The organism is Lysinibacillus sp. NPDC086135 (assembly GCF_044746345.1).
Lineage (GTDB): Bacteria > Bacillota > Bacilli > Bacillales_A > Planococcaceae > Lysinibacillus.
Window position 1 is genome coordinate 226893 of record NZ_JBIVCA010000001.1, and the last position, 18446, is coordinate 245338.

An 18446-nucleotide genomic window follows, 5' to 3' on the forward strand; every position below is an offset into this window, starting at 1 on the left:
AGCTACTATAGAGCATATGGCAATCATTGCAATTTTTTAAGAGGAGTGAGAAATAATCATGGCGAAAAGCAAAATAATTGTTGTCGGCGGCGGTCTTGCTGGTCTGATGGCAACGATTAAAGCAGCTGAAGTTGGTACTGAAGTTGATTTATTCTCATTAGTTCCTGTAAAACGCTCACACTCTGTATGTGCGCAGGGCGGAATTAATGGTGCGGTAAATACAAAAGGTGAAGGGGATTCTCCTTGGATTCACTTCGATGATACAGTATACGGTGGGGACTTCTTAGCGAACCAACCACCAGTTAAGGGTATGTGTGATGCAGCCCCTGGTATTATTCATTTAATGGACCGTATGGGTGTAATGTTCAACCGTACACCAGAAGGTCTTCTTGATTTCCGTCGTTTCGGTGGTACTTTAATGCACCGTACAGCCTTCTCGGGTGCAACAACGGGTCAACAATTACTATACGCACTAGACGAGCAAGTTCGTTCTCACGAAGTAGCTGGTTTAGTGAACAAATATGAGCACTGGGAATTCCTTGGTGCAGTAGTCGATCCTGACGGCGTTTGTCGTGGTATCGTAGCGCAAGATATGCGTACAGAAGAAATTAAATCATTCCGTGCAGATGCTGTTATTATGGCGACTGGTGGCCCTGGTATTATCTTCGGTAAAACAACAAACTCTGTAATTAATACAGGTTCTGCTGCTTCTATCGTTTACCAACAAGGTGCTTCTTACGCGAATGGTGAGTTCATTCAAATTCACCCAACAGCTATTCCTGGAGATGACAAAAACCGTCTAATGTCAGAATCAGCTCGTGGTGAAGGTGGCCGTATTTGGACTTATAAAGACGGTAAACCATGGTACTTCTTAGAAGAGAAATACCCAGCATATGGTAACTTAGTACCACGTGATATTGCTACACGTGAAATTTTCGACGTTTGTGTGAACCAAAAACTAGGTATTAACGGTGAAAACATGGTATACCTAGATCTTTCTCATAAAGATCCACATGAATTAGATGTAAAACTTGGTGGTATTATTGAAATCTACGAAAAATTCGTAGGTGATGATCCACGTAAATTACCAATGAAAATTTTCCCAGCAGTTCACTACTCAATGGGTGGATTATGGGTTGACTACAACCAAATGACTGAAATTCCTGGTTTATTTGCAGCAGGTGAATGTGATTATTCTCAACATGGTGCAAACCGTCTTGGTGCGAACTCATTATTATCTGCTATTTATGGTGGTATGGTTGCTGGTCCAAACGCAGTAGACTATGTTAAACATCTTAAAAAGCATGCGGAAGATCTTCCACAAGAAATCTATGATGCACGCGTTCAAGAAGAACAAGCTAAGTGGGATGCTGTCATGAAAATGGACGGCACAGAAAACGCTTACTTACTTCATAAAGAGCTTGGTGAAATGATGACAGCTACTATGACAGTAGTACGTTACAACGACCAACTTCAAGATACATTGAATAAACTTGATGAATTCCAAAAACGTTGGGAAAACATTAACATCAACGATACACAAAAATGGAGTAACCAAGGTGCTCACTTTACGCGTCAGTTGAAAAATATGATTTACCTTGCGAAAGTAATGACAAAAGGTGCATTATTACGTAACGAATCTCGTGGTGCACACTATAAGCCAGATTTCCCGAACCGTGATGATGAGCAGTTCTTAAAAACTACTATGGCGAAATTTGATCCAACTACTGGTGATCCAATTATCACGTACCAAGAAGTCGACGTTTCATTAATTCCACCACGTAAACGTGATTACTCTGCGAAAGGAGACTAAGAATTATGAATATCGCAGCTAATACTGGAAGAATGGTCAAAATTGAAATTTTACGTCAAGATACAAAAGGCGGCAATGGCTACTGGCAAAAATTCCAAGTGCCTTACCGTCATGGTATGAACGTAATTTCTATTTTAATGGAAATTCAAAAAAATCCTGTTACTGAAAATGGTGAAAACACTACTCCAGTAGCATGGGATATGAACTGTCTTGAAGAAGTTTGTGGTGCATGTTCAATGGTTATCAATGGCCGCCCACGTCAATCATGTTCAACTCTTGTTGACCAATTGACTGAGCCAATTAAAATTGAGCCTATGAAAACTTTCCCAGTTATTCGTGACTTACAAGTTGACCGTGAACGTATGTTCAATGCACTTAAAAAAGTTAAAGCATGGGTTCCAATCGATGGTACTTATGATTTAGGTGAAGGTCCACGTATGCCAGAAGGTAAACGTCAATGGGCTTATGAATTATCTAAATGTATGACTTGTGGTGTATGTATGGAAGCATGTCCAAACGTGTCTGAAAAAGCTTCATTCATCGGACCAGCACCATTATCACAAGTACGTCTATTCAACACTCACCCAACTGGTGCAATGATTAAAGACGAACGTTTAAATGCAATCATGGGTGATGGAGGCCTTGCAAACTGCGGTAACTCACAAAACTGTGTAGCTGCTTGTCCAAAAGGTATTCCTTTAACAACATCTATCGCATCATTAAACCGTGCAACTACAGTGCAAATGTTCCGTAACTTCTTCGGTTCTGACCACTACGTTGACTAATAGTACAAGCTTTACTCCCAAACTCCCTTACACTGAATGTGTGAGGGAGTTTTTTTCTATGAAAAATAAAAAATAATTTTGTAGAATAAAACTTAATCCAACTCGCCATTAAAGTTTCGTACAATAGGGAGTTCGGATAGGGGCATTTTCAAGAAAGAGTAATAAACTAAATATGATGTCTTCATTACAGCATAAAAAGATCGAATTACGCAAGAAGGGTGTACAGAAAGTGAGTTTTAACGAGTGAAAATGTGAATTTTCTATGATAATATAGTGTTTTCCTTTATAATGAATCTATATTCATTTATGACTTGCTAATTCCATTTGTTGTTTTGGGAAGAAGCGAATGAAAACTAGGGGGATGGCTAAGATGAAAGCAAATTATATCGGAGATTATCAGGAATGGGCAAAGGATTTTGCATTTTTTATTGAGGTTCGTGTACGTTTTTCAGAAACGGATATGTACGGTCATATGAACAATACAGTTAGCTTTACATATTTTGAACAAGCACGAATTGATTATTTTCGTCATTTAGATGTTCTAATGCCATCAGCAATTGATGAACATGTAGAGGGTATTCCGATTGTAGCCGACTTACAGTGTGATTACGTGAAACAGGTTTTCTTTGATGATGTGCTAAGAATCTATACGAAAGTAGCGACAGTAGGGAACTCATCATTGGATATTCATTACTTAGCGAAAAACCAGCATGATGAAGTTTGCTTTACGGGTCGTGGTACGGTAGTGCAAATGAACCCTCGAACTGGCAAGAGTGTACCATTATCTGAAAAAGAAAAAACTCACTTAGCAAGCTTGGTGTTCCTATAGTATTGGTAACGGATTGCGAAAAAGCCCTATCGAGGAAAGAAGTATAAACAATGATCTTGACGATTGAAATTGCATTTTTACGGCTCATCCCATCACAAAAGGTTGTGGATGACATTTGTTTAATGTATGCAATATTAAGTTGATTGGAGTGGAGACTGGGCGACTCCTTGGGGATCAGCGTCTCATCGGACGGCCCGCAGGAAAGCGCCCAGTCGGAACGGAAATCAACCACTCGATATGGTGATGATCCACTTTTACATAAAATTCATTAATGAGTGGAAGTAATTTCCGAATTTTTTTAGGAAACACGAGATATTCATGAAAATAGCCGTCACCGCTCCTCATTCCTTAACATAAGTTACAATACGTGCGGGGGAGGAGGGTGTAACTGAAAATGAATGGCTCTCATCATCGTTCTCTTTTAACGAACCGAGAACGTGAAATATTTGCGCTTTTATTAGCTGAAAAAACAACGAGGGATATTGCAGAGCAACTTGGTATTAGTGAAAAAACAGTGCGAAATCACATTTCCAATACAATTCAAAAGTTAGGTGTAACGAATCGATCTCAGGCGTTAATTGAGCTGTTACGCTTAGAAGAATTTAAATTAGACTAATTGGACACTTGCTATTTCAGAAAAAAAACGACAAAATAGAACTATTCAACGTATTTTTAGGAGTGGAATAGTTATATGTCGGATGAAGTAACAAAGCACTCACCTGAAACCGTTGCTACGGTTGAAAAGGAATTACGCTATATAGCGGCGATTGTGAAGCAAAAGGGAAGAGAGATTGTTTCACAATATGCGATTACGCCGCCACAATTTGTTGCATTACAGTGGTTAGAAGAGCTTGGAGATATTACAATTGGCGACCTGTCAAATCGATTATACTTAGCTTTTAGTACAACAACAGATCTAGTGGACCGAATGGAGAAAAATGAATTAGTCAAGCGAATGCGTGACGAAAACGACCGTCGTGTCGTTGTTGTTCATCTTCTCGAGAAGGGCGAACGCATTATTCAAGAGGTTATTGAAAAAAGACAGCAATATTTGCAAGAGAAGCTTGTTGGTTTTAATGAACAAGAAGTCGCGCAATTATCAAGCTATTTAGAAAAACTACATGTACACATGAAACAGGATTGAGGCGGAAAGTATGAATGCCCCGATAGGCGTTATTGATTCAGGAGTAGGCGGTTTAACCGTAGCAAAAGAAATAATGAAGCTATTACCAAACGAAACAATCTATTATATTGGTGATACAGCAAGATGTCCGTATGGTCCAAGAAGTCGTCAGGAAGTACGAAACTTCACTTGGCAAATGGCAAAAGCACTAGAGAAAATGAATATCAAAATGCTCGTCATTGCTTGTAATACAGCGACTGCAGTAGCACTCGAAAGTTTACAAAGAAATATGCCTTTTCCGGTACTAGGCGTTATTAATGCTGGCGCACGTGCAGCTGTAAAGAAAACGAAGCGACATGAAGTCGTTGTGCTTGCAACAGAAGGAACAATTAAAAGCGGGGCGTATGAGGAAGCCTTATTATCATTGAATACGTCGACTCATATTATTCCGCTTGCTTGTCCAACATTCGTACCACTTGTAGAAAGTGGCGAATATAAAGGTGAATTTGCAAATAAATTAATTGCGGAAGGCTTAAAGCCGTTGAAAAATGAACAATTTGATACGGTCATACTAGGATGCACGCACTATCCTATTCTGCAAAAACAAATTGAAGCTGTTGTAGGAGAAGAAGTTTTTGTGCTTTCTTCTGCAGAGGAAACAGCAAAGGATGTTCAAGAAATGCTTGAATATAATGGCACATTGGCTGACCCAGACGCTGTGCCTGCCCATAAATTTTATGCAACTGGTTCAGTGCCTATTTTCCGTTCAATTGCTGAAAGTTGGCTTGAGCAAGGTACTCTCCAAATAAAACGTTTGACATTAAAATAAAAAATCAGCTTAGCTATGGGCTAGGCTGATTTTTGCCGTTTTTAGCATTGTACATAAGGGACCGAGCACTTTTTTGAAGGTGAAAATTATGTTAAGATGAGTGCGCGAAAGATTTTAGGAGGAACGAAAATTATGACAAGATTTGATGGAAGAAATGTAGATGCGCTGCGTCCTGTGAAAATAGATAGTGAGTATTTATTGCACCCAGAAGGCTCAGTGTTAATTCAAGTAGGCAATACAAAAGTAATTTGCACAGCAACGATTGAGGATAAGGTTCCTGGATTTTTACGTGGACAAGGCAAAGGGTGGATCACTGCAGAATACTCGATGCTCCCTCGTGCAACAGCACAGCGTACAGCACGTGAGTCATCTCGCGGCAAAGTCAATGGCCGCACAATGGAGATTCAACGATTAATCGGTCGTGCATTACGTGCTGTCGTTGATTTAGAAGCACTTGGTGAGCGTACTGTGTGGATTGACTGTGACGTGATTCAAGCAGACGGAGGAACACGTACAGCATCAATAACAGGAGCATTTGTAGCGATGACACAAGCAGTTGCAAAGCTCGCAGAAGAAAAACAATTAGCAAAATTTCCAATCACAGACTATTTAGCTGCAACAAGTGTTGGTATTGTAGAGGATCACGGAGCAATTTTAGATTTAAACTACGTTGAAGATGTCGCTGCTGCTGTAGATATGAATATCGTCATGACAGGAGCAGGACGCTTTGTTGAGCTACAAGGGACAGGTGAAGAAGCAACCTTTTCTCGTGAAGAGTTAAATGAACTGCTGGCGTTAGGTGAAGCAGGCATTCAACAATTGATTGCACTTCAAAAAGAGACACTAGGTGAATTGGCTAACAAAGTGGGAGGAAATGAATAACATGAAACAAGTAGTCATTGCAACTAAAAATAAAGGAAAAGCAAAAGATTTCGAAGCGCTATTTGGTCCACTTGGTTATGAAGTAGTAACGATGTTTGATGTTGCCCCACAGATGGAAATAGAAGAAACAGGCACTACCTTTGAGGAAAATGCAATTTTAAAGGCAGAAGCATTGGCAAAAGAGTTAAACACAATTGTTATTGCTGATGATAGTGGCTTAGCTGTTGATGCATTAAATGGTGAACCAGGTGTTTATTCCGCACGTTATGCTGGTGATCATGATGATGAAGCAAACATGGTTAAACTGTTAGAAAACCTAAAAAATATCGAGGATGAAAAACGTACAGCACGCTTCTGCTGCTGCATCGCTATCGCAGGACCTGGTTTTGAAACGACAACAGTTTTTGGGACTTGTGAAGGTGTCATTGCCCACGAAAAACGTGGTACAAACGGATTTGGTTATGATCCAGTCTTCTTTGTCCCAAGCTTAAATCGTATGATGGCAGAGCTAGCAGCAGATGAAAAAGGAGCAATTTCACACCGTGGGAATGCTATTCGTAAGTTGAAGGAACAATTACCTAATCTTATAAAATAAGAGGTGATATCCATGCAAATACTGGTCATGAGTGATACACATGGCGATAGTAATGTAATTGAAAAAGTTCGTAGCTTTTACCCAAATGCTGATGCTTTCATTCATTGTGGAGATAGTGAGCTTCCTTTCTCGCATAAAGCATTGGGTGGCATGAAGAAAGTACGCGGAAATTGTGATATCGATAAAGCCTTCCCTGATGAGGCAGACTTCGATTTAGAGGGTGTCACAGTCTTTGTAACACACGGCCATTTATTCAATGTTAAAAATTCAATTTTATCATTATCATATCGTGCCAAAGAGGTAGGCGCGCAAATTGCGTGCTTTGGTCACTCTCATATCCTTGGGGCAGAAATGATTGATGATGTGTTATTTTTAAATCCAGGGAGCTTATTAAAACCACGTGGTCGTAAAGAAAAAAGCTTTGCTCTTGTAGAGGTGGAAGATATGTATTTTGAAGTAAAGTTCTTCACGGATAATAATAACTTTATTTCTACCCACAAGTTTATGCGAAAATGATGTAGCAAAAACGCTTAAGTTTTAGAAAACTAAGCGTTTTTTGTTTTATCCCACAATCAATTATGCCTCGGCATAATTGCGTCCTGAATCGGCTTTGTACTTAGGCCAATAAATGTTTTTTGCGCGAAAGCGTAGTGCTAACGCAGCGTCAGCAACGTGTTTTTTGCCTGTGCGAAAGCGAAGCGTCAGCAAGAGGACTTTATCTGCGCGAAAGCGAAGCGGCAGCAGCAACAGCACCGATGTTCGTCACTCAGTCGTTGTTGCTGTCGCACAGATAACTTGCCTCAGGACGTGACGTTCTTAGACTGGGTTCCTCTATTTTAGCGATGTTTGGACACAAGCTGAAAAGTAGCTTAAATCTGCATTCATCTAGAGGTGGGAGAATTCTATAATTGCCGTTTCACTTACGTTACAAAAAACATCTGTACCTGTTGCTACGCTTTCTGTACAGAAAAATGATTGTAGCTGACGCTTTACTTTCGCTACAGAAAACAATTGCTGAAAGAAGTTAATTGCAAATGGTAAAAATGGCTATGAATTGTTTATGATGAAGTAGAAAAAATAAAGATAAACGTAATGAAGGAGAAAACATGGAAAATACACTAAGATGGAATTTTGATAACAGTTATGCCCGTTTACCAAATATTTTTTATACATCAATCAATTTAAATCCAGTTCGTTCACCAAAGTTAATAATGGTAAATGAATCAGTTGCCAATTCACTTGGGTTAAACGTCGATGCGTTACAAAGCGAGGAAGCGGTAGCGATTTTTGCAGGTAACGACAATCCGACTGGTGGCATGCCCATTGCACAAGCATACACAGGTCATCAATTTGGTCACTTTAATATGCTCGGAGACGGAAGGGCACTGTTATTAGGTGAACAACTAACACCAACTCATGAACGCTTGGATATCGCACTAAAAGGCTCAGGAAGAACTCCTTATTCCAGGGGCGGAGATGGAAGGGCAGCACTTGGTCCAATGCTTCGTGAATATATTATTAGTGAAGCCATGTATGCACTTGGCATTCCAACCTCTCGAAGTTTAGCTGTTGTGACGACAGGCGAAATGATCCTTCGTGAAACAGAGCTTCCAGGGGCAGTTCTAACCCGTATTGCAAGCAGTCATTTGCGAGTAGGGACCTTCCAATATGCAGCGAACTTTGGAACGGAGGATGAGCTAAAAGATTTGGCTGATTATGCTTTGGACCGTCATTTTCCTAATGCTGAAGTAACTCAAAATCGTTATCTGACCCTTCTACAGGAAGTTATAAAGAAACAAGCATCTCTCATCGCAAAATGGCAGTTAGTTGGTTTTATTCATGGCGTCATGAATACAGATAATATGACCATTAGTGGTGAGACGATTGATTATGGTCCTTGTGCATTCATGGATACTTATGATCCAGCGACAGTATTTAGCTCTATTGATCGACAAGGTCGCTATGCTTATGGAAACCAGCCTAATATCGGAGGGTGGAATTTAACACGACTAGCTGAATCATTAATACCGTTAATTCATGAAAATCAGGAAGCTGCCATACATTTAGCTCAAGAGACTTTAAAGCAATATCCTCAGCTGTATTATGCAAACTGGCTAACAGGTATGCGGGCAAAGCTTGGGATATTTAACGAAGAAGATCAGGACGGTGCACTTATCGAAGAGCTTCTGAAGTTAATGCATCAACATCAAGCAGACTATACGAATACATTTATCGCATTAACCTTCGATAAATTTGATGACTCACCGTTATTTATTACAAATGAATTTAAAGAATGGCATAAGAATTGGCTCGCAAGGCTAGAAAGACAGCAAGAAACAAAAGACATGTCTCAACAATTAATGCGCGATCATAATCCAGCAGTTATTCCGCGAAATCACCGTGTAGAAGAGGCATTAGAGGCTGCTGTTGAGCAGGGAGACTATAGCGTAATGGAGCGATTAATGGATGCTCTTGCTCAACCTTTTGCACATTGTGTGGAGCAGCAGGAATATGCGACATTACCAACGCCATCTAACCAACCATATCGAACGTTTTGTGGCACATAAGTTGAAAATTATTGTGTCAATGAAATTAATGCGAAAATATAACCCTTCGGCAAAACGAAGGGTTGATTTCCGTTCCGATTGAACGCTTTCCTAGGGGCGCCCGATGAACCGCTTGGGGCAACAGATGTTGTTTGTGCGAAAGCGTAGTATAACGTAGCGGCAGCAACAGAATGTTGGTCACGAAGGCGTTATCACAGGCCGTGATCGTTTTAGCCTTCGTTCCCTTATATACTCGCTGATGGTCTTATCTGTGACGCTAATCCCCAAGGAGCCGGGTAATCTCCGTTCTAATCAACCAATCACAAAGTATGGTATCTTATGTATGAAAGCGAGTGGCATGGAACGGAAATGATCCTCATTTAAAGAACAACAACATTCACCAAAATTACGTTGACCCATTTTGTTTTTCAACAGTTTGAAAACGAAGGATAAATTCTTCGTTTTTTATTTTGAAAAAATGTCACTACACAAATTCCTGAGCATACGCTAGTTATGAATAGTAGTGAAGGGAATGTGTAAAGTGCATAAGTATTCAAAAGGTTGGTTTGTGAAACAACTTCGAGATCATGGTATTTTGGTGCATCCACAATATAAAAGTCATTTAGGCAGTTATAAAGAATCCGAACTACGCAATTTATACTACCGATATGTTGCAATAGAAACATTAGATTCAGAACAAAAATAATCATTTTCGTTTGAATAACTCCTTTGTAGGAAAGAATTTAACTACAGAAAGGAGTTATTTTATGTGGAGTAAACCGTGGATTTTAACGCAAATATGGCAAGATGTGTTGTTTCTACATTGGCCAGTATCACCTAAGGATTTAGAGCAGTACATTCCGCAAGAGTTGCAACTGGATCTCTATGAAAATAACGCTTGGCTTAGTGTTGTCCTTTTTCAAGTAAAAGGACAACGACTTAGATTTCTACCACCATTCCCAGGAGTAGGTTCCCATTTGCAGCTTAATGTCCGGACTTATGTTACATATAAAGGCATGAAAGGAGTCTATTTCTTTAATTCAGATGTTACGAATCATTTTATTGTTCAAATAGCTACAAAGGGCAGTTTATCATATCGTCATTCAAAAATAGCTTTACAACAAAAAGAGAATAATTTTTCTTTTACAAGTTTATATCATGGTGCACAGGATGAAAGGTTGAAAATTTCGTATCAACCGATTGCCGGTGAAATAAGTAGTTCTACCTTTGAAAAATGGTTAGTGGAACGTTATCATTCTTGGTCAAAATGTAAGAGTTCTCTAGTTCGCATAGATATAAATCATATGCCATGGCAGTTGCAGCGAGTTCATTTTAACATTGAAAGCAACACATTAGCTCCATTTGTAAAGAAGTCTATACAAGGCATTCAACCGATTGCTCATTATTCGAAAAGTAAACAGGCTAAAATTTTTCCACCAATTTTGGAAAACAAAAAGATTTATTAATGTTAATAAAAGAGATAACAAAATTGCATTACAATGGCGCTTGCAATCATATCCGACATAGCAAGTGCCTCAGCTTCAATGTCATCAAAAACTTGAATATCCTCTTGATAGTTTTTCTGAATCATAGTTACGGCTTCTTTCTTTGTTAAAGCTAAATGTGTGTAGAACATTTTTTGTACTTCCTCAATACTCAAGTATGGATTAATTCGATTCAAAAATATTGCAATGTCGTCTGCATTACGATACCATTCCTTTTCCTTTGCATCCGCTGTTGCAGTATCTCCTTTGGCAGCTGCAGTTACTAACTGCGCAGCAATTAGAAGATGTTCTTTAATCAGTTCAGCATAACGATCGGCAATTTGGTCGCCGTAAAATGGACGTAGACAATTGCCTAAGTCCGTCGCATTTTGTAACAGCCGTTCTTGCACAAAGGGCAAATCAGGTAAGCCAAACACAATACTTATAATCGTCATCCTCGTCCAATTGACATGCTCCATCCATAAAATCCGATTCAGCCTTACTGATACAGCGACGATAATCGTTCTGCGGCTGTAAAAAATGGCGAATAGGTGCAGTATACTGTGTGTAAGAGGCATTATAGAGCTTGCTTAAGGGACTTACGTATTTTCCGTTTGAATATAGGTACAATGTATTTCCACTCCTTCTAATTTTCTTCCTAATGTAGAATACTCCAAGGTATTTCTGTATATGAAAAGAACAATTTTGTGAAAGGAGTAAATATGGCTTTTCTTCATACATCATTTTTTTAGTCATCCCACCATCCACTGTTAGATAAATGTCTGTAACGAAATTATTTGTTGGGCTGATTAATTATGCCTTAGCAAAATTCCATGACATCTGCTGAAAGAAGTTGAATTTGTTTGAATCATATCATTTCATTCATCCAATGTTATGTCTTAAAAAGATTTATGTTGAAATTTCCCTGCATTATTAATTAAAATATGGCTAGTAGCAAAAATGATCAACCACTTTTTGTATTAAAGAAACGATGCCCTGTTTTTTCGTAACATCTGTTTGAACAAGAAGATCAGAATAACCTAGAAAAAGTAAATCTTTTCCTACGAAGCACTAATTCTTTATTTACATCAGCAATAACAATATAGGCACTATTTCGTACATACGTAAGTACAATGCCTTTACCTATTCATTGCGCACCGCGAGTTTTATGGCTTTTCATTATTTTAGCAAAAGTAGAGATGAGGAGGGCATAATGGGGTTTAGGAAATCATATAATATTAATATGAGGCAAACCTTGCCTTCATAGTTAAATTAATGTTGACATTATGATAAAAAGAACATATAATAAATATTGTCCTTGATATGGATTACATATAAAATAACATTATGTCTCAGTAGCTCAGCAGGATAGAGCAACGGCCTTCTAAGCCGTCGGTCGGGGGTTCGAATCCCTCCTGGGACGTCATTGCAAGCCTTACAGCCACAACGGTTGTAAGGCTTTTTATTTTTATGCATTAATGTATATTTTACATATTGGTGCCCGAAAGGTGCCCAAATCACTCTTTATCATCAAAAAGTTTATCAAAATGAGAACTTGCTCGTTGATCAGTTTCTTGTAAAAGATGTCCATAAGTATTCATTGTTGTTGTAATATTTGAATGGCCTAATCTTGATTGAATAACTTTCGGGTGTTCTCCAGCATGAATTAATAAAGTCGCTGAAGTGTGACGCAGATCGTGAAAACGAATTCTAGGTAAATCAGGATTTCTTTTCATAAAACGGTCCCACCATTGACTTATTGAATCAGGGCGATACGGTTTACCAAATTCATTTGAGAAAAGGAAAAAATGTTTCTTCCATTCTCGCTCATCGCTAGCCTCAACTAGTTGATATTTTTTTACTGCAGCGAGTGTAACTAAATCATTCATTATATTCGATGGAATAGTTACTACACGTTTTCTTTTCCCTTTTGTCTCTTTTACAATAATCCCGTCTCCAGTTAAATTAACTAAAGCTTGTTCTATTAAAAGGGTATTGTTTTCGGTGTTTAAGTGTTTTTCTTCTATTGCTACTAATTCACCTTGACGTGCAGCGCTTACTACAGCGAGTTCAACCAATAATCTTTTCTCTGCAGTTTCACGATTGTTTAATCGTTCAAACAACAACTTAACTTGTTCAGCGTTATACGCTGTACCTTCTTCATATTTAAGTTTTGGTAGCTTTACATTTTTACACGGACTTTCTTCAATCAGATCCCACTGGACAGCAACATTCATAATACTAGCAAACGCTTTGTAAATGTTATGGACAGTTGAAGGCGCCAATTCGCCTTCTTGTTCATCTAACCTACGCTTTTTCTTCTGTAAATCTCCAACAAAGAATACCACATCAACTTTTTTAATATCTTTTAATTTCATATCACCAAAAATAGGGAGAATGCGTTTTTCTAAATGTGTGCAGTTATCATGAAATGATCTAGCGCTATAATGTTGTTTTGCATAGTTTTCTTTCCAACGAGGATAAAGATTATTAAGTGTTATTGAATCTATATCACTAAAATAGACATCTTTATTTTGTTTCATTTCTTCTTCAAATAATATGAGTAGGCGCATAGCTTCTTTTTCGCTTTTAACCTCAACGATTTTTGTTTTACGAATTCTTCTTTTACCACGATAGCCAAGATCTGCAATTAGTTTGTATTTGTTTTTATCTATTTTTTTAACATATCCCATCGAGATCACTCCTTTGAAATTAGAATGTATGTTCTTTTTTTATGTATTAAAATAGCCCCTTACATTTCAGTTCTACTAATTCTAGCGGTACGTTATGTAATGAAGCTATATCGTAAATCGTTGTTTGTTCTTGCAAACACTTTCGTAAACTTTCATCTGAAATTAATAGTTGAAAAAAATTCTGTATAGATGTCACGTTTATTCCTCTAAGTTACAGTATTCATTCTTATTAAGACGAAAGAATTATGTAACGAATTTCATACTTTTTATACCAATTATTTCACCTCGACTATCTCTTGCAAATTCAATACCTGTCCGGATAGGATGTGTATTGTTTAAAATTAAAGCATAAATCGGAGACCACTTGTGGTGTACTAAATTTTTCATGCTGGCTATAGAGAAATCTTGAAACTCTTTAACTATTTTCTCAGCTAATAACTTTTCTAATTTATGAATATCTATTAAATAGTTTACCAACCTCCAGTATAACGCTTGCTTTGAGATTTGTGTTTGTCTATATATTTGATAAAAGTGGTACCCATTACCAATCAAATTATATAAAAAAAAATTCGGCAATAGTAATTGAGATGCAAAAGCATTAGCCTGCATCTCAAACTCATTGATTGTATTATCGAGTATGTCTTTTGTTCTATCTCTAAATTGCGATTTCTTTTCGCGATGTAAAAAATAATGACCTAATTCATGACCTATCGTGAAATTTCTTCGTGTTTGTGATTGATTAGAGTTATAAACTAAAGTTTTTTCATCCTCATCTAATATTAACATCCCACATAGATCTTTTTTAAATGCACGGGAGTCAAGATAAATATCCTCGTTACAAAGTATGTTCAGTAATAATATGTCGCATCTATAATTGTCTGGATTCATGTTTGGTAGCTGGTTTTGTTTATACACTTTTTCTGCAGCATATGTCGCTTTTTTGATTAAATTCAAATTTCAACACCCACTTAAATGCATTTTATTTGCCATTTCTTTTTTCTAAAATCCTCTGTCTTCGGACTGCTAAATAATCCTCTATTTCACTACCAAGTTCATCTCTTTCTGATTCCGATAAATCGGTATTTTCTTGCCTTAACCACGCTTGTAGTGATGATTCGCTGTTTTTACTATTTATATTTGGTGTGTCAGTTCTACCTAATAAAAAGTCAGTTGAGACATCGAAAAAGTCCGCAAACATTTGTAGGGTTTCGAAATCAGGTTGGCGAGTCCCTTGTTCATAATTCGCGATTTTCCCTCTTGAGAAATTCATTTTTTCTGCTAAATCGTACTGACTTAATTTTCGTTCTTTTCTTAATTTAGCTAGATTTTGTCCAAACATTTCTTTCACCTCGTTATTTATATTATATAAGTAGAAACTCATTGTTTCTATTAGTAATACAAAAAGGAAACGAAAAGTTTCTGAAAATGATTGACAGAAACGTAATGTTTCCTATACTATGTATTTAAGGAAACAAATTGTTTCCAAGAAAGGAGGTTTGTTACTGTGAAAACCACGACTAATGACAGAGTAGTTTTAGTTAACCTTCGTGGTGTGAAATCTAGGTCTGACGTGGCTTTTGATTTAAAAATAACACCTCAAATGCTAGGAGCAATCGAAAGAGGTGATAGAACACCTTCGTTACGATTAGCGAAAAAGATAGCTGATTATTATGGAACAACAGTTGATGAAATTTTTTTTAATCATTTAGGACACGCATCGTGTCTTTAATGTGGAAACAAAACAATATTGGAGGAATGGATAATGAATTTAATTTTAGCTCAAAGTCAGGCATTCAATTCTGTTGTGTGTGATTTATGGCGAAACGAAAATGGCGACGTATTTATGACACGTGAGCAAATCGGTCATGCACTTGAGTATTCAGAACCACGAACGGCAATAACAAAAATTCATTCACGTCACAAGGAACGTTTAGATTTGTTTTCAGTTAGTACCAAGTTGGTATCAACTGACGGAAAGCAATATGAAACAGTGGTTTATAACGAAAAAGGCATTTATGAAATTATCCGTAAAAGTCAACAACCAAAAGCAGATGAATTTTACGATTTCGTTTATGACCTTTTAGAAAAACTCCGTAAGGGTGAGTTAAAAGTTGTTCCAGTACAACCTGAACTACCAACAAATTATAAAGAAGCATTACTCGCGTTAGTAGAAAAGGTTGAAGAAAATGAGCAACTAGAAATTGAGAAGCAAATGTATCAGCAGCAAGTAGCGGACATGCAACCAATCGTAACTTACGTTGATGAAGTACTAAAATGTACTGATTTACTTCTAACTTCGCAGATTGCAGAGGATTATGGCATGAGCGCTTACGCACTAAATAAATTATTAAATGAGCATGGCATTCAATACAGCTTGAATAAACAATGGTTACTGTATAGCAAGTTCAAAGGTCAAGGCTACACAAAATCTGAAACGAAAGAATTCAAAAAGCCAGATGGTTCCACTGGTGTAAGACTTCATACAAAGTGGACGCAAAAAGGGCGTTTATTCCTTTACGAAACTTTAAAAGCAAAAGGCATTTTACCAACGATGGAGCGAATGAAGTTAAAGCTCATTGAAGGTAATAAACAACTAGCATAGGAGGATTAAAAATGTCTAATGTAATCAACATTAAGTATTTAGCTGTAATAAATATGATGCACCCACATTATAAGAGTGAATATTTCAGAGTTTTTGGTAAAAAACAAAATTTTTCAACGTTCGTTTCATATTGCCATGCTTATGCAAAATATTTGCTCGTACAATCCAGTTTCGATGCTTATGAAATTTTCATTGATGCGTATAACGGAGTCGTTGTTCAAGATGAAGAATATAAGCTGCATCAAGAGAATCAAAAAGAAATCTGGTTTGGTCGTAATTATAAAAATTTATTAATCCGCGATGAAAGAATTCAAATTGATAAAGAAATTTTCCGATTCGAAAAAGATTTAGAAACCTTGATTTTTCAAGATTTTATTGATTATTACGGTGATGAAAAAAGCATTAAAAGACAAGAATACTTGGGGTTCGGAAAATCTGATATTTCGATAAACGGCGAGTTCGCTTTAGAATTGAAAGTCGGCAAAGCAAAGAGGAAGGACGTTTATCAAACATTTGAATATTCTTTTGACAAAAATATCAAAAGGGTTTGTTTAATCGCCAAAGAAATCAGTGACGATGTATTGAAAATAGCAGAAAAATTAAATGTTGACTGTTACAGCTATTCATTCGTTAGAGAAGATGAAACAAATTCTTATCCGATGGGCGTTTATTTCGAAAAAGCGACTAGCTCAAACTCGAATCTTTTCGATGAGTATTTAGAAGATGTAGGCGGTGTAACTCTGTTCAGCTTCTATGATCCGCTGTTTGATTTCAGCAAAGAGATGAAAAAATCGCTTGAAATAATAGAATCTGTTACAAGTCTAACTTCGGATTTGAATGAAAAAAGAATTGAAAAATTGTTAGTTTTTTTAGAGGAAAGCGGCATCGATACTTCAAAAGGTTTCCAACACGCTGCAAATGAGTATTTAAAAAAAGTTTCTAACGAATAAGATAGGCGCCACAACAGCGCCTGAGATTGGAGGAGAAACTATGAATCTAACTATAGACGAACTGAAAGACGCATTACTCAATGCAGAATTAGCCGACTTATTCCAAAAAGCCTACAAGCAAGGTGTTGATGATTGTAGAGAAAGTATGAAATACGAATTATCTCTACCATCAAACTTAAGAAAAGAACACGTAGCTAAAATATTCCAATGTGAATTGCCGACTGTAGAAAAGATAATTCGCATGGATGGATTTCCTAAATGTCATGCATTAAGTGCTCGTTATCCACGAGATAAAGTACTGGAATGGCGTGATAAAAACACCATGTATATGAACTCACGATTAGGCATTTACGTGAGTGAAAATGAAAGTCTCAGATTATTAAGAGCATAGGAGAGGCCAGGGCAAATGGCCTCAAGTCAAACTACCAATCTAGTAAGAGGTTGGGGCAACAACCTCTTATCTTTATATTAAGTTAACTTGAATGAAATTGGTATTCGATTAAGGAATATATTCGAAATTGGAATAAAGGGGCAAAAAGATATGGTTGCAGATTTTGCAAAAGTCGGAAAGATGTTAAAGAAATTCCGCATAGATGCAAATATTACTCAGGAGGAAATGGCAGAGCGATTAGATAGTACACAATCAGCTGTCAGCAAATTAGAAAGTGGCAGAAAGACAATAGATATATTCACATTCGCTTCATGGTTGAAAATTACTGAATCGGAGTTTGCTGGAACAGCAATGATGTTCGGAATGGAAGTAGCGAATGCTCTTACACACTTATCACAAACAGTTCCATCAATAGTAGGAGGGTTTATTAGTTGGATGCTTTAACAAAGTTAAATAACCAAATAGAACGTGAAATTTTATGTATAGATGATCTAACAGAAGAAATTAAAATGCATGCTCGAAAAGGTCAAACAGACATACTAAAACAACTAGAACGAGACCTACATAATTCTTTACAACAACTAGAAAAACTTCATAAGAAAAAAGAATTTTGGTCAACTGTAGCTACTTTGAATAAAAACGGAAAACTACAGAAGGCGGTGGATGAGGTTGTGGAAATGGCTAGATAATTATTTTTACTTGCCGGACGAAGATGTACCGGAATCACATAAAAAGTTCTGTATCGGTGCCGTGATTGCGATGATAGTTATCGGAGTACCAGTGATTGTCACATGTTGGCAATAAAAAAGCTGCTTAATCGCGGGAACGACTAAACAGCGACAACATATACAAATCAATTATACCACAATATCAGACGTTTGCGAGTGTTATCTCGCTCTCGTCAAGCAGTTCATAATCTTCTCG

Annotated in this window: 22 protein-coding genes and 1 tRNA gene; 19 read left to right on the forward strand and 4 right to left on the reverse strand. The window is 37.3% G+C overall.

The genetic code is table 11. From position 1 onward, the window contains the following. Nucleotides 1-58 precede the first annotated feature (58 nt). The 12 genes from sdhA (at nucleotide 59) to ACIPKN_RS01065 (ending at nucleotide 10868) form a co-directional block, all read left to right on the forward strand. Nucleotides 59-1813, forward strand: coding sequence for a succinate dehydrogenase flavoprotein subunit (gene sdhA, locus ACIPKN_RS01010; RefSeq protein ID WP_142508863.1), 1755 nt, complete (start codon nucleotides 59-61; stop codon nucleotides 1811-1813). A 5-nt stretch (nucleotides 1814-1818) separates the two neighbouring features. Then, nucleotides 1819-2598 (forward strand): succinate dehydrogenase iron-sulfur subunit, encoded by a 780-nt coding sequence (gene sdhB / locus ACIPKN_RS01015; RefSeq protein ID WP_142508864.1) that lies wholly within the window; start codon nucleotides 1819-1821, stop codon nucleotides 2596-2598. Between the two features lie 370 nt (nucleotides 2599-2968). Beyond that, on the forward strand, nucleotides 2969-3427 hold the full coding sequence (locus ACIPKN_RS01020) for an acyl-CoA thioesterase (protein WP_400932563.1): 459 nt from the start codon (nucleotides 2969-2971) through the stop codon (nucleotides 3425-3427). 394 nt (nucleotides 3428-3821) lie between these two features. Further along, nucleotides 3822-4043, forward strand: a complete 222-nt coding sequence (locus ACIPKN_RS01025; RefSeq protein ID WP_004226437.1) for a helix-turn-helix domain-containing protein — start codon at nucleotides 3822-3824, stop codon at nucleotides 4041-4043. A 75-nt stretch (nucleotides 4044-4118) separates the two neighbouring features. Further along, nucleotides 4119-4571, forward strand: coding sequence for a MarR family winged helix-turn-helix transcriptional regulator (locus tag ACIPKN_RS01030; protein ID WP_323653188.1), 453 nt, complete (start codon nucleotides 4119-4121; stop codon nucleotides 4569-4571). A 10-nt stretch (nucleotides 4572-4581) separates the two neighbouring features. Then, nucleotides 4582-5379: a glutamate racemase gene (racE, locus tag ACIPKN_RS01035; RefSeq protein WP_142508867.1), complete on the forward strand. Its 798-nt coding sequence runs from the start codon at nucleotides 4582-4584 to the stop codon at nucleotides 5377-5379. A 132-nt stretch (nucleotides 5380-5511) separates the two neighbouring features. After that, the gene (rph, locus tag ACIPKN_RS01040) at nucleotides 5512-6261 is read left to right on the forward strand and encodes a ribonuclease PH (RefSeq protein WP_132357125.1); all 750 of its coding nucleotides are present in this window, start codon (nucleotides 5512-5514) and stop codon (nucleotides 6259-6261) included. Nucleotide 6262: 1 nt separating this feature from the next. Then, the gene (locus ACIPKN_RS01045; RefSeq protein WP_400932566.1) at nucleotides 6263-6856 is read left to right on the forward strand and encodes an XTP/dITP diphosphatase; all 594 of its coding nucleotides are present in this window, start codon (nucleotides 6263-6265) and stop codon (nucleotides 6854-6856) included. A gap of 12 nt (nucleotides 6857-6868) precedes the next feature. Then, entirely contained in the window at nucleotides 6869-7372 is a 504-nt protein-coding gene (locus tag ACIPKN_RS01050; RefSeq protein WP_400932568.1) for a metallophosphoesterase, read from the forward strand. Nucleotides 7373-7962: 590 nt separating this feature from the next. Beyond that, entirely contained in the window at nucleotides 7963-9423 is a 1461-nt protein-coding gene (locus ACIPKN_RS01055) for a protein adenylyltransferase SelO (protein ID WP_400932570.1), read from the forward strand. Nucleotides 9424-9934: 511 nt separating this feature from the next. Continuing rightward, the gene (locus ACIPKN_RS01060; protein ID WP_400932572.1) at nucleotides 9935-10108 is read left to right on the forward strand and encodes a DUF2639 domain-containing protein; all 174 of its coding nucleotides are present in this window, start codon (nucleotides 9935-9937) and stop codon (nucleotides 10106-10108) included. A gap of 61 nt (nucleotides 10109-10169) precedes the next feature. Next, nucleotides 10170-10868 carry a YqjF family protein gene (locus ACIPKN_RS01065; protein WP_400932574.1) on the forward strand — a complete coding sequence of 233 codons (699 nt, stop codon included), beginning with the start codon at nucleotides 10170-10172 and terminating at the stop codon, nucleotides 10866-10868. A gap of 2 nt (nucleotides 10869-10870) precedes the next feature. Here ACIPKN_RS01065 and ACIPKN_RS01070 read toward each other — a convergent pair whose 3' ends face one another. Then, on the reverse strand, nucleotides 10871-11341 hold the full coding sequence (locus ACIPKN_RS01070) for a hypothetical protein (RefSeq protein ID WP_400932576.1): 471 nt from the start codon (nucleotides 11339-11341) through the stop codon (nucleotides 10871-10873). 894 nt (nucleotides 11342-12235) lie between these two features. Between ACIPKN_RS01070 and ACIPKN_RS01075 the strand changes: the two genes are divergently transcribed. After that, nucleotides 12236-12309 (forward strand) — tRNA-Arg (locus tag ACIPKN_RS01075). 94 nt (nucleotides 12310-12403) lie between these two features. On the opposite strand, the gene ACIPKN_RS01080 is transcribed toward ACIPKN_RS01075, so the two are convergent. The 3 genes from ACIPKN_RS01080 to ACIPKN_RS01090 all read right to left on the reverse strand — a co-directional run bounded on the left by ACIPKN_RS01080 (nucleotide 12404) and on the right by ACIPKN_RS01090 (nucleotide 14918). After that, a complete protein-coding gene (locus ACIPKN_RS01080) occupies nucleotides 12404-13579 on the reverse strand; it encodes a tyrosine-type recombinase/integrase (protein ID WP_400932578.1) in 1176 nt (391 codons plus the stop codon). A gap of 243 nt (nucleotides 13580-13822) precedes the next feature. Then, a complete protein-coding gene (locus tag ACIPKN_RS01085) occupies nucleotides 13823-14533 on the reverse strand; it encodes an ImmA/IrrE family metallo-endopeptidase (RefSeq protein WP_400932580.1) in 711 nt (236 codons plus the stop codon). A 25-nt stretch (nucleotides 14534-14558) separates the two neighbouring features. After that, nucleotides 14559-14918 (reverse strand): helix-turn-helix domain-containing protein, encoded by a 360-nt coding sequence (locus ACIPKN_RS01090; protein WP_400932582.1) that lies wholly within the window; start codon nucleotides 14916-14918, stop codon nucleotides 14559-14561. 165 nt (nucleotides 14919-15083) lie between these two features. Here ACIPKN_RS01090 and ACIPKN_RS01095 point away from each other — a divergent pair, with 165 nt between their 5' ends. From ACIPKN_RS01095 to ACIPKN_RS01120, 6 genes are all read left to right on the forward strand, one after another. Then, a complete protein-coding gene (locus ACIPKN_RS01095; protein ID WP_400932584.1) occupies nucleotides 15084-15308 on the forward strand; it encodes a helix-turn-helix transcriptional regulator in 225 nt (74 codons plus the stop codon). Nucleotides 15309-15341: 33 nt separating this feature from the next. Then, nucleotides 15342-16181, forward strand: coding sequence for a phage antirepressor KilAC domain-containing protein (locus tag ACIPKN_RS01100; RefSeq protein WP_400932586.1), 840 nt, complete (start codon nucleotides 15342-15344; stop codon nucleotides 16179-16181). An 11-nt stretch (nucleotides 16182-16192) separates the two neighbouring features. After that, a complete protein-coding gene (locus ACIPKN_RS01105; RefSeq protein WP_400932588.1) occupies nucleotides 16193-17131 on the forward strand; it encodes a PDDEXK family nuclease in 939 nt (312 codons plus the stop codon). Nucleotides 17132-17171: 40 nt separating this feature from the next. Beyond that, nucleotides 17172-17522 carry a hypothetical protein gene (locus ACIPKN_RS01110; RefSeq protein ID WP_400932590.1) on the forward strand — a complete coding sequence of 117 codons (351 nt, stop codon included), beginning with the start codon at nucleotides 17172-17174 and terminating at the stop codon, nucleotides 17520-17522. A 150-nt stretch (nucleotides 17523-17672) separates the two neighbouring features. Beyond that, on the forward strand, nucleotides 17673-17966 hold the full coding sequence (locus tag ACIPKN_RS01115) for a helix-turn-helix domain-containing protein (RefSeq protein ID WP_400932592.1): 294 nt from the start codon (nucleotides 17673-17675) through the stop codon (nucleotides 17964-17966). Then, complete coding sequence (locus tag ACIPKN_RS01120; protein WP_400932594.1) at nucleotides 17954-18211, forward strand: hypothetical protein; 258 nt, start codon at nucleotides 17954-17956, stop codon at nucleotides 18209-18211. Before ACIPKN_RS01115 ends, ACIPKN_RS01120 begins: the two co-directional genes overlap by 13 nt. Nucleotides 18212-18446 lie beyond the last annotated feature (235 nt).